This window comes from Acinetobacter lwoffii, assembly GCF_024129735.1.
GTDB classification, from domain to species: domain Bacteria; phylum Pseudomonadota; class Gammaproteobacteria; order Pseudomonadales; family Moraxellaceae; genus Acinetobacter; species Acinetobacter lwoffii_H.
The window spans coordinates 1-12,018 of sequence record NZ_JAMXXK010000071.1 but is presented as its reverse complement, the minus strand read 5'-3'; the positions used below and the strand labels follow the sequence as shown (position 1 = coordinate 12,018).

The 12,018-nt window shown below is 43.0% G+C and carries 11 protein-coding genes and 1 pseudogene; 7 read left to right on the top strand and 5 right to left on the bottom strand.

Annotated features, from left to right (window positions below):
- Positions 1–410: 410 nt before the first annotated feature.
- The 4 genes from NI469_RS14640 to NI469_RS14625 all read left to right on the top strand — a co-directional run bounded on the left by NI469_RS14640 (position 411) and on the right by NI469_RS14625 (position 3,166).
- Positions 411–1,091 carry a Smr/MutS family protein gene (locus NI469_RS14640; RefSeq protein ID WP_253175608.1) on the top strand — a complete coding sequence of 227 codons (681 nt, stop codon included), beginning with the start codon at positions 411–413 and terminating at the stop codon, positions 1,089–1,091.
- 93 nt (positions 1,092–1,184) lie between these two features.
- A complete protein-coding gene (gene folE / locus NI469_RS14635; RefSeq protein WP_004730181.1) occupies positions 1,185–1,733 on the top strand; it encodes a GTP cyclohydrolase I FolE in 549 nt (182 codons plus the stop codon).
- 323 nt (positions 1,734–2,056) lie between these two features.
- Positions 2,057–2,491 carry a hypothetical protein gene (locus NI469_RS14630; RefSeq protein ID WP_253175607.1) on the top strand — a complete coding sequence of 145 codons (435 nt, stop codon included), beginning with the start codon at positions 2,057–2,059 and terminating at the stop codon, positions 2,489–2,491.
- A 114-nt stretch (positions 2,492–2,605) separates the two neighbouring features.
- A complete protein-coding gene (locus NI469_RS14625; protein WP_247144120.1) occupies positions 2,606–3,166 on the top strand; it encodes a DUF4385 domain-containing protein in 561 nt (186 codons plus the stop codon).
- Positions 3,167–3,177: 11 nt separating this feature from the next.
- Here NI469_RS14625 and NI469_RS14620 read toward each other — a convergent pair whose 3' ends face one another.
- From NI469_RS14620 to hemE, 5 genes are all read right to left on the bottom strand, one after another.
- A complete protein-coding gene (locus tag NI469_RS14620; RefSeq protein WP_253148672.1) occupies positions 3,178–4,575 on the bottom strand; it encodes a diguanylate cyclase in 1,398 nt (465 codons plus the stop codon).
- 198 nt (positions 4,576–4,773) lie between these two features.
- On the bottom strand, positions 4,774–6,660 hold the full coding sequence (locus NI469_RS14615) for an Lnb N-terminal periplasmic domain-containing protein (protein WP_180037803.1): 1,887 nt from the start codon (positions 6,658–6,660) through the stop codon (positions 4,774–4,776).
- A gap of 77 nt (positions 6,661–6,737) precedes the next feature.
- Positions 6,738–7,208 (bottom strand): DUF3015 family protein, encoded by a 471-nt coding sequence (locus tag NI469_RS14610; RefSeq protein WP_004279577.1) that lies wholly within the window; start codon positions 7,206–7,208, stop codon positions 6,738–6,740.
- Positions 7,209–7,352: 144 nt separating this feature from the next.
- Complete coding sequence (locus tag NI469_RS14605) at positions 7,353–8,156, bottom strand: DUF817 family protein (protein WP_004646389.1); 804 nt, start codon at positions 8,154–8,156, stop codon at positions 7,353–7,355.
- A gap of 10 nt (positions 8,157–8,166) precedes the next feature.
- Positions 8,167–9,237, bottom strand: coding sequence for a uroporphyrinogen decarboxylase (hemE, locus tag NI469_RS14600; RefSeq protein ID WP_005246858.1), 1,071 nt, complete (start codon positions 9,235–9,237; stop codon positions 8,167–8,169).
- Positions 9,238–9,442: 205 nt separating this feature from the next.
- On the opposite strand from hemE, the gene NI469_RS14595 reads away from it, so the two are divergent.
- The 3 genes and pseudogenes from NI469_RS14595 to NI469_RS14585 all read left to right on the top strand — a co-directional run.
- Positions 9,443–10,666 carry a L,D-transpeptidase family protein gene (locus NI469_RS14595; protein WP_253175606.1) on the top strand — a complete coding sequence of 408 codons (1,224 nt, stop codon included), beginning with the start codon at positions 9,443–9,445 and terminating at the stop codon, positions 10,664–10,666.
- Positions 10,667–10,844: 178 nt separating this feature from the next.
- Positions 10,845–11,543, top strand: coding sequence for a pirin family protein (locus tag NI469_RS14590; RefSeq protein ID WP_253175605.1), 699 nt, complete (start codon positions 10,845–10,847; stop codon positions 11,541–11,543).
- A gap of 198 nt (positions 11,544–11,741) precedes the next feature.
- A pseudogene (locus NI469_RS14585) lies at positions 11,742–12,018 on the top strand (transposase); the annotation flags it as partial.

Here is a 12,018-nt window from a genome sequence, read left to right as displayed (position 1 = left end):
ACCATCGTCCTAGAAAAACACTAGGTTGGTATACACCGAGTGAAGTTATGGCTGGTTTTTATACTGTTGCACTTGCCGCTTGAATCCGCCAATCATTAAAAAGAAGTTCTCTCTCCTTATAGGAGAGCGCTAGGGAGAGGTTGTTTCTATGAATTACCCTCATCCTAACCTTCTCCCAGAGGGAGAAGGAACTTCCAAAATTCATTAAATATGAATGTAACGATCATTTTTTGACTTATGAAAGATATCTTTTGTATTTCTGTAATATCAATATGCCTATTCAGGCACACAGAGCAGCGACGTTTATAGCTTGAAGATTTTGATTGCTTGCCCTGAACGCAATTCAGTTCTCCTTTAGCTATTTTCAGACTATAATTCTTTTAAATTCCGTCTCTCCCCGTTTCCAGATTATGAGCAAACACGATTCTTCGCTTTCTAAAGATCAGTACAATTTGCTGAAAGACTTTAAAAAGCAAATTAATCAGCCTGCCAAGGCTGAACCTGTTGCCCCTGTCGTGAAAACAGCGGAGCAAGAACAGGCTGAGGACCTCGACCTATTTCGCAAGCAAATGCAGGGCGTGCAAAAAATTAAATCGGGAAATACGGTTCAACTGGACAAACCACGCAAGAAAAAGCCGGATGCACAAATCCTAGCAAAGCGTGCAGCGGCTACTGGCCCGATGGAAACAGAGGCCATGGCTTTATCAGATACTCAGGCCATGCTCAATCCTGTCGGCAGTCAGGCCAACTTGAGCTATCGCATCGCCACCTTGCAGCATAAAGTGTTTGAAGACTTGAAAGCCGGTAACTTGCGCTGGTTTGAAGCTGTGGATCTGCATGGCTGTACCGTGGAAGAAGCGCGTCAAGCCGTGCTGCAGATTATCCAGATCGCCAAAGATGAAAACCAGAACGTGATTAAAATCGTACATGGTAAAGGTCCAGAAGCGATTTTAAAAACCTATGTCAACGGCTGGCTGCGTCAGCATCGCGATGTTTTGGCTTTTGTCAGTGCACCTGAAAAGCAAGGAGGTACCGGTGCAGTATTGGTTCTGCTCAAACGTGCAGAAAAGAATCCAAAGTTCAAACAGTAAACGGTTTTAGCCTCAAAACAAGGCATTGTAAAAGTTTTCTGCTACAATGCCGTCCTTGTTCATTCTCAGTTTAAGTGAATACGTCATATGACTATGCAGCAATCCTACGCAAACATTCTTACTGCCGTTGGCGAAGATCTAAATCGCCCTGGTCTCAAAGATACGCCTGTGCGCGCTGCGAAAGCATTTTCATATTTAACCTCGGGTTATAGCCAGACACTTGAAGAAGTGACCAACAAGGCAGTCTTCCCTTCCGATAACCGTGAAATGGTACTGGTCAAAAATATCGAATTTTATTCGTTATGTGAGCATCACTTATTGCCATTTTATGGCCGCGTTCATATCGCCTATTTGCCTGAAGGTCATGTTTTAGGCCTGTCTAAATTTGCCCGCATTACTGAAATGTTTGCACGCCGTTTACAAATTCAGGAAAATCTGACTCAGCAAATTGCAGAAGCAGTGGCTGAAGTCACCAAAGCACGCGGTGTTGCAGTAATGATTGATTCTGCGCACATGTGCATGATGATGCGCGGTGTAGGCAAGCAGGAATCAACCACACGTACGGTATCATTTATTGGTGATTTTAAAACCGACAAAGAAACACGTCGTGAATTTTTAAGTGCGGTTCCAGAAAGCTATTAATTATTAAAGCTTAAAAATAAGTTACTCAAAGCCTCGATCATTCGGGGTTTTTTGCTTTTAAAGGAAGAGGATATCAATACTTAATTCAAAAGCTCACTTGCTATAAATAACACCTGGTAACAGGGTTTAAAGACCTGTCCCAAAACTTGCTATGTTTCAGTCTAGAACTCAAACAATTCCTGCTTGTGTTTGCAACAAGCCTACACTTGGATACATGATAAAGTTTTAATCCTGCCGCTCTCCCATTAAAGTAATTTGAAGTTGATATACAGCAAAGCGCTTTATATCTTTCTGATTGATTTTTAATGATAAGGAAAGTAACCATGGCGAATAGTAAAAATAACCAGGCGAAAGACAGCAAAAAATCAGCAAAAACTGCTAAAAAGACCCAAGATGAGAAACTGAAAAAGTCGAATAAGAGTAGTGACAAAGACAGTGATCGCAAAGTCACTAAAAAAGCGGCGAGCAGTAAATCTAAAGCGGCATCTTCTAAGAAAGACAATGCCAGCAAAGATGAAAAAGTGAAGGTGAAGAAAAATTCGAGCTCAAAAGCCAGTGATAAAGCGAAAGACCAAAAGACCTCTTCCGCGAAAAAACCGGCTAAAGCGAAAAGCAGCAACAAGAGTAAAGACGACACTAAAGTGAAAAAGTCTTCTTCAAAAAAATCGGCGCCTGCTAAAAAGCAGTCGAGTAGCTCCTCTAAGAGCAAGTCAACCAAGGCTAAAACCTCGAAGACCAGTTCAAAAAAATCGAAGTAAAATGAAAGCCCCTAGCTCTAAATGACAGGGGCTTTTCTGTATCCTGCCCCTTTATTTTTATAATTTGTATTAGCTGAAATATTGAGCAATTTTAAATTTCAGAAAAGGCCGAATATGAAGCCATCTGCCAAAGTAGCGCCACCAAAACGTCCGTCACGTGTAGTTTCGAATAGTTTTGATTATTCTCTGGACTTTGCAAAGGTTAATTTCCGCAAACGACCGGAGCTCTACCGGATTGGCCGTGGTGAACAAGGTGTATTACTGGTTGAGCCTTATAAATCAGAAATCCTGCCGCACTGGCGCTTTGCAGATGAAGAAAAAGCACAAGCCAGTAGCGAGAAAATCTATCAGCTTTTTCTAGACTATTTAAAGCAAGAAGATTTTATCGGTGCGGACATGGCACGCAAGTTTTTACAGATGGGTTTCACCCGTGCCCGACGTTATGCCAATCATAAAGGTGGCAAAAAATACGATGGCCCGGTTCCGGAGGATAAAAAAGGCTTGAGTGGTGCGCATGGCCGTTCCGAGCTACCACGTAATCATGAAGATCCGGTTAAAGCCGCTGCTGCCAAAATCTTTAAACAGAAATGGGATGAAGCTAAAAATCATCCCGAATATCTCCAGCAAAAACAGAAATTTCAGGAATTTATAGAGCAGCAGTCTGCAACTGGCTAAAAACCTTTCATTTAAACTGAGAGTGGCTGTGCGACAGGGTTCAAGGACTGATGAGCCATATAAACTCTGTTACGCCCGTTGTTCTTCGCCATATACAAGGCAGAATCTGCCGCATTCAGGAAGCGCTGATAATCCGGATGTCCATCATAAAGCACACAACCAATACTCACCGTAAATTTAAACTGCTGGCCTTGTGCCGAATTAATCATGCCATTTTCAATATATTTACGAATACTTTCGGCGATATTGAGGGCACGTTTTTCATCAGTATCCACCAGTAACAGCAAAAACTCTTCACCGCCGACCCGAAAAGCATAATCACTGCCCTGACTATATTTTTGCAATGCTTCGGCCAGAAATTTCAAGGCCAGATCACCTGCTGCATGTCCGAATTTGTCATTAATACTTTTGAAATAATCAGCATCGATAGCAAGTAAAGACAAAGGCGTATGATTCTTACGAGAAAAAGTGATTTCACGTGAAATAATGGTATTCAAATAACGGCGATTCAGTAACTGGGTCAATGAATCATTACCTGATTCAATATATTCGGCCACCTGAAATAACTGATCTACCAACAACTGAATTTCGCGGTTTAAGTCACGGATCTGCTGGATCAGTCCCAGCATATTGTTTTTGTCAGTACAGTCCATAATATCTTGATTAAGTTCATCGACTTGATAAATCCGTTCAATGATTAAATCGACCTGATCAGAACCGGTAAAAGCATAAGAGGCTTTATGGATAAACCATAAACCGAACTCAGACTTGGACAGCATCGGATGATTCAATTTCTCATGCTCAGAAAAGACCTTGAACATGAGCTCATTTTCCCAGTCCAGCAATGAGCTGCGCTGTTTATCTTTTTGTACGGCCACATCCTGCATCGCTGAAAAAACACGATAACTGTGTTTAATTTCCTGATTCATGGCTGTTTTGGCTTCATAAGATCGGCACATGACTTCTGTGGCAAATCCCATGATTTGGACAATATAACTGCAGGTGGTCAACATACTGTGGTGAGGATTCTCATCCAGCAGTTCAAACATTTTACGCTCAATTTCACGTACACCGCGCATGATCAGCCAGGACGGAATTCCGACACGCGCATGCACATGCCCCACCATCGCCTGTTTCTGCACGGCATCGGCATAGCGTTTATTAATTCCTACACTAAAGCTTTCAAGTAGCCAGGCATTTAAAGTGTCACGCAAGCGCTGTTGAATCAAGTCATCAGAAAAGAATTCTGCAGATTCCTTTTCAATGAGCATATTTTTATAGAATTCTTCCACCAGAATCAGGGAATGATCTTGAATAAAGTGAAAGGCATGCAATAAGTCATCAGATGAATAATTTTGACAGATCTGTTCCCATTGCTCGGCCAGTCTTGCCATGCATTCATTATTCATACTGTCTGTTCCCCAAAACCTTGCAATTTGCACTCACATTATGTGATAAATATAGCAAATATCAGGTATTTTTCCTAAAATATCGACCAGATTATTTGCACCAAACCCAGCTAATCTTTTTATGCAAGGGAAAACCGAACAGTAGCCTCACAGATACACAGCACTTTATGAATAGTGTTGATCAGTTTTAACTAAATCTTAAAAATACCGGATCAAACCAAGACTCCATTGATCCCAGTCTTTGGACTGTTGTTGCTGATATTCCCAAGACAGCCGAAGTGCATGTTGTGGATTGAATGCATATTGGAGTTCAGTATTCAGTTTCAGCTGCCAGCGATGCGAATCTTCCCAATAAGGCAGTTCCACCTGCACCAGACTGTTAATCTGATCGCTCCAGATATTCTGACAACCCACGGTGGGGCCTGCACCTACGCGCCAGCCTTGATCAAGTGTCTTGCCTGCCTGTAGCTGAGTTTGCATTTGTGCATAACATAGATGTTCACGGCTGACATTTGCCCAGCTATAACCGACCTGAGTTTTTAAGCTGGCAACGCCATGCTGCTCATCTTCACTAAACTGGCCATGCGCATTCAGTGCTTCCTGTTGCCAGCCCAGATTAAAACCCCAAGACAATGGCGTATTAAACGGATTGACGGGGTTATAGGAATTGACAGTCAATAGATCCAGATGCTCCAGTTTGAGTTCACTGTCACGATATTGCAAAGCCCCATCCAGAAACAGCAATTGTGTGCCGGTTCGAAAACCGCCTTGCGGGTCGATGAGATCATGATAGGCTTGCCGATGCCCTAGCTGGACAAAGGATTCACCCTGAACCTGTCCGGCCTGAAGACTGATATTCCGTGCATGATGGCTTTGTACCGGGTCTATTTTTGGACGTTCAGGCGCTTTACGCTGCTTCTCGATATTCAGCTGACTTCTTAAGCCTAATAACTTGCGAAAACGTGGCTGGGAAAATGATTTATCGACTGTTTGTCGGAGAAAGTCCAGATATAAATGATCATAGGCCATTTCCAGAATTTTGGCCTGATCTTCTGCCGGATAGGGCTGCAAGATTGAAGGCATTGCACCTGTTTCTGCATAAGCCAGCTGATGCGCAGTTTTTGCCAGCGCTTTGCCATGCTGTCTGGACTGTGCCAGCAATTGAGTTTCAAGCGCCGGACGGTAAACTTTCTGTTTGATCAAGCCCTGCTGTTCTACTACTTTTAGTGTTTCAATCGGAATCGCAGTCGAATTAAACTGTTTCTGTAGATTTAGCTCGGGACGTACCAGATCAAACAGTCCCAGTAGGCGATAAGCGCAATTATCACTGATAAAATAATAAGGGAAACTTACATTTTGCATTTCCCAGAGATGCTGTACCAAAAACCTGGTTTCTTGCGGACTTAAGTTTAATTCATATTCCCACAAATCCCGGCTTTCAAAGTCACCATACTCTTTGACCTTGCGGTAATACGGCATCAGTGAATATTCACCCGGATATTGTCCAGTCAGCCCTTTCCAGGCAAAGGACCAGTTGTCATTGCCATCGACCGTCGCAGCATAGTTGACCGCATAAGAAATCAGATTGAGTTGTTGCTGGTCTTTAGGGTCCAGACGCAACAAGGTATGACCAAACATCGAGCTGGGATTACCCATAAAATCCGTGGCATAGATCAGGGTTGCCTGATAAGGCTTGACCTCGCCAATCCATTTATCCAAATCCGGGCAACTGACCGCAGGCAATTGTTGCTCGGAAATATTCAATTGCTGCATTAACCAGCTGCTGCGTGCAGGAAACTTACAGCGGACGGACTGATTCGGCTCTGCGCTCAGGAATAAAGCCTGAATGTTATGCTGCATTTCTTTTTTTAGATCAGTTTTTCCCTGCTCTGCCAGGAAATAGCCCGAATAGTTAACCTCGCTATGACCTTGGGGATTGGCATACATGAGACGTTGCCAGGTAGTGCTCTGATCCAGATGCTGAGTTTCGGCCTGAGCGATATAATGCTGGATGTCTGGATTAATTTCGCTAGAAAAACTTAAAGGGCTGAATGTCAGGCCCAACATGAAGAACGCATATTTCATTCAGTTAACTTATTCTCATCAATTTCTTTTAGTCATAAGAAAACCCTGCCAGAACAGCAGGGTTTTTAGGGTGCGGATCAGATGTAGGATTTCAATACTTCATCTTTGGCCATCACAGTTTGTAAGGTGCTTAAAACTTGTAATGTATTCTGGTTTTCTTCGGAATAAATTTCAGAGAAATTCTGCTTGGAAACGCTAAAGAAACGAGCTTTATCTTCAGATTTAATATTCAAAAGTTCAGCCAGAACATTCAGGCTTTCACCCTCTCCAACTGCCATATCACGCGCCAATGCTTCAGCGTTTTCATTGGTAAAGGTCACCACTTGAGCGGTTACGGTACCGCCCTGGCTACAACCCAAGGTACCAAAAGTGATCCCGAGCCACTGATTCGTGAACAGAACGTTGGTCGTACCTGCAAAGAGTTTAGGAATAATACCAGACTGACCCGCCCACACCTGGCTTCCGATACCACAACCGACATCTCGGTCAGCCATCGCCATGCTTGAACCAGTCGCCAATACCGCCGCCAGCATAATTTTTTTCAACATAGTTATTCTCCAATTATTCTCATGCAATCTTTGTTATTACTCTAATAATGTAATTTAAATTACATACTCAAGCAGAGTAGCGACAAGTCAAGTTTGGCGCAATTGAAAAAATGTATGCTTTACATAAACATAACCTGATTGATTTTACTGTTCCTTGAGCGCCCAATCGCCTTGTGAATTACGCTGTCCCAAGATTTTCAGTACTAACACCAGACTCAGCAATAACAACAAATACCAGGAGCCCAGTTTGCCCCATCCCACCATATGCCATTGCTCAATCTGGCTTGGATAGAGCCAGATCTGGTAAAAGGTACTGATGTTCTCGGCAATCCAGATAATAAACGCCAGAATCAGCAGTACGGGTAACATCGGCAACTGAAAAGTATGCCGATTCAGCTGAAAGCGAATTCTGGTTTTCCAGAACATCAGCACGCTCCAGACAAATAAAATCACCCGATAATCGGGAATAAAAAACTTGCTCATAAAGTTGATATAAGACAAGACAGCCAATGTCAGCATATGGCTAAAACGCGGCAATTTTTCAAATGAAACCTGATATAGACGTAAAGAGCGCGCAAAAAAACTGCCGACCGCAGAATACATAAAACCGGCAAATAAAGGCACGGTCAGGATTTTAAATATTGCGGGTTGAGGGTAATGCCAGGAAGCAATTGCCGGATGGGTCAGGAAGATTTCCATCACCATGGCCATGAGATGAAATAACGCAATCACTTTGGCTTCAGCCCAGGATTCCAGTTTGGTATAGAGCAATATCACCTGAATCAGCAAAGCAAAAAAAAGCAGATAGTCATACCGGTAAAAACCAAAGAAGAGATCGCTGCCCATAGAAGCAGTCAGCGCAAAAGCGAGCAGGAGTAAAATCCCAAATAAGGCAGCCGAAGCTGCCTTATAAGTAAATTCAAACCCTGATTTGAATAGATCGATCAAGGTTTACATCCTAAAGATATTTGGCACTATACTCATGTACGGTATCAATAAATGCTTTTGGATTCGCCGGATCAACCCACTGGGTAATACCATGACCTAAATTGGCAACATAACCGGTTTTCTCGCCATTGGCATAGGCATCATCCAGCATGGCTTTTGTCGCTTTAATGATGGTGTCTGATGAACCATATAAAGTTGCAGGATCCAGGTTACCCTGAAGTGCTGCACGACCAGCAACCGTTTGACGAGCGACATTCAATGGCGTGGTCCAGTCCAGACCAAATGCATCTGCGCCTGTCGTAATCATCGGTTCCAACCATTGACCGCCACCTTTGGTAAACAGAATTACCGGAATCTTGCGGCCGTCTTTCTCACGTTGCAAACCAGCGACAATCTTCTGCATATAGTTCAGCGAGAACTCGATATATTCACGATGTGCTAATGCCCCACCCCAACTATCAAAGATCTGTACCGCTTGTGCACCCGCATCGATCTGCGCATTCAAATATTCAGTCACTGCATCAGCCAGACGATCCAGTAAAGCATGCAAAACTTCAGGCTGCGCATACATCATCTGTTTGGTAAAACGGAAATCCTTGCTTGAACCGCCTTCGACCATATACGTTGCCAGAGTCCATGGACTGCCCGAGAAACCAATCAGAGGAACCTGACCGCCCAAGGCTGAACGAATGGTCGAAACGGCATTCATCACATAATCCAGATCCGACTTGGCATTAAATGCAGGCAGATTGGCGACATCCTGTTCGGTACGGATGGTCTTGTGAAATTTCGGGCCTTCACCGGCTTCAAAATACAGCCCCAGTCCCAAAGCATCCGGAACCGTCAAGATATCCGAGAATAAAATCGCGGCATCAAGATCATAACGGCGTAAAGGCTGCAAAGTTACTTCACAGGCCAGTTCAGTATTCTTGCAAAGCGAAAGGAAATCTCCTGCCTTGGTACGCGTTTCGCGGTACTCAGGCAAATAACGGCCAGCCTGACGCATCATCCATACTGGCGTAGCATCTACAGGCTCACGCAACAATGCGCGCAGAAAACGATCATTTTTTAAGGTCGTCATTCACATTCCTATCTTTCTTTGACATTGCCAACATCATAGCAAAAAGGTCGCAGTTTTAATAACTTCTGGCAACTTTAAAAACCGATCGGATTGAACGGCGACCTAGCGATTTACACAAAACAACTACTGCATCTCCACATTTTTTCTGTAATACTTATAGTGTTTTTTCACATAGTTAAAGAAATAATTCTTGAGGTTGAGTTACATGTTCGTTCGCACAATGCTCGCTGTGAGTCTAGGTTGCATTTTCGCAGGTCAAGTTTTTGCCGCGTCTACTGCTGAACAACCATTAAAACCCCAAGTGGTGACTGATGTTGCAGTGCAAGATCCGATTGATCCACTAGCAACTGAAGCTTCAGCGGCCCAAGCAGCACCTGCAGAAGCGCAAATTACCGCACAAGAACAACAAGACTTAAAACAGGCATCTGAAGCGCTGAATGAGCTACAGGATACCGAAGATCAAACTACTTCTATTGGCGCAGCACCAAATACCAAAGCACCGACTAACTCTGCGGCGACCAAAGCTTCGTGGACTTTAGACGGCTTAAACAATGCCCAATGGTATGAAAATATCGGTGCAGGTCAATTCCCCGTTTACGCACGTGCGCATGTCATGCTGAATAATGCCCATGCATCACCGGGTGCGATTGACGGAACCAGCGGTAAAAACACACTTAAAGCGATTGCATCTTTCCAGCAAATGAATGGCATCAAGCCAAACGGTGTTTTGACTCAGGAAACCTGGGATAAACTGGTGGCACGTCAGGGTTCTAAGCCAACCTTTATTGAATACACCATTACTGAAAAAGATCTGGCAGGCCCATTTGCCAAGTCTATTCCTTCAGATTATGCGTTACAGGCGAAAATGAAAGGCCTGTACTACACACGTGTCAGTGAAATGTTGAGTGAAAAATTCCATATGGATGAGAATTTCTTAAAGAAACTCAATCCAAATGCTAACTTTAATAAAGTGGGTGAAAAATTACTGGTCAGCAATGTACGCAATGACTTGCCTGAAGGTATTCACTTGATTGTTGCACATAAAGGTGCGAAACAACTGTACTTATTTAACAGTAAAAATCAAATGATCGCGTCATTCCCTGCCACCATTGGTAGTGCGGATACACCATCTCCAACCGGAACCTATAAAGTAACAGGTGTCGCACCAAACCCTTGGTACAGCTATTCACCTTCTAACTTTGTACAAGGTAAAAACTTAAAACCACTATCTTTACCACCAGGTCCTAACGGTCCTGTCGGGAATATCTGGATTGGTTTAAGCAAGAAATCATTTGGTATTCACGGGACACCAAACCCGTCTACCATTTCGAAAACAGCGTCACATGGTTGTATTCGTTTGACTAACTGGGATGCCAATGATCTTGGCCGTAAAGTCAAATCTGGCGTAACGGTTCGTTTCTTAGAATGATGATCGGTCTAACGATTTAAATAAAAGCCTGCTTTTAAGTGGGCTTTTTTTATTCCTTATATTTACTTTCAGTTATGTCGTTGCAAAAATGCAATGATCTGTCGCCTATTTGAGATTTTTTCAGTTATAAAACGACAGTATGATGATCTCAAGTTAAAAATAATGTCGAGATGAAATCATGAATGCTTTTCTACATCCTAGCGAAAATCGTGGTCATGTAAAAATGGGCTGGCTGGAGTCTAAACACAGCTTCTCATTTGGTAACTGGTATAACCCAAAGTATATGGGTATCAGTGCTTTACGCGTGATTAATGATGATCTGATTGATGGACATCAGGGATTTGGCACACATCCACATGACAATATGGAAATCCTGACCTGTGTGCTGAAAGGCACCATTACCCATCAGGACAGCATGGGCAATCATGGCGGAATCGCTGCGGGTGAATGGCAACTGATGAGTGCAGGGACTGGTGTGCGGCACAGTGAAATGAACCAAGGCGACGAACAGGTCCATTTACTGCAAATCTGGATTATTCCAAATGAACGTGATGCCAAGCCTAACTATCAGCAAATCCGTCTTGATCCGCATGAGCAACCAAACCAATGGCATTTGATTTGTGGTCCGAATGACAATGCACCGATGCATATTCGTCAGAATGCCGAAGTCAAAACTGCGGTGATTCAGCAAGGCCAAAGTCTGGAAGTGAAAGCGACCCAGCATATTAATTATGTACATGTTGTTTCTGGCACTGTCCAGATAGCTGAACATACGGTTAAAGCTGGCGGCGCAATTGCTTTTCTGGATGACACAGAAATTAAAGCAAGCGAAGATGTGCAAGTGATCTGGTTTGATTTACCGGAAGTACCAAACTAAGCTTTTAAAGCTCTCAACCCTAATGGCTATTGATCCCAGTGATTAATAGCCATTTTTTATACATATAATTATGAATAACAAATAATAGTTCGCAAAATCATAATAAGGTTTCTTAACTAGGGCGTGTCCTCATTTGAAGAATTGGTTTTAAATACTTAAAATCCCCCTTTAAGCTCTTTTCATTTCTATATTTTTCCAATGGCACGCACTCTTCTCACTGATGATATCTGGCAGCAAATTCAAGATACTATGCGATTACACGGTTGTTACTGTTCAAAGAATAGTAGAAATATCATGGAAGCGATCTTATGGAAACTGCGTACAGGCGCCACATGGCGTGATATTCCCCAAGAATTTTGTCCTTGGCAAACTGCTTACAATCGCTTTAATCGTTGGGCAAGCAAGGGATTGTGGAATAAATTTTTTTTAGATTACGAGGCGTCTTGGATCAAGAATGGGTATTCATTGACGGAAG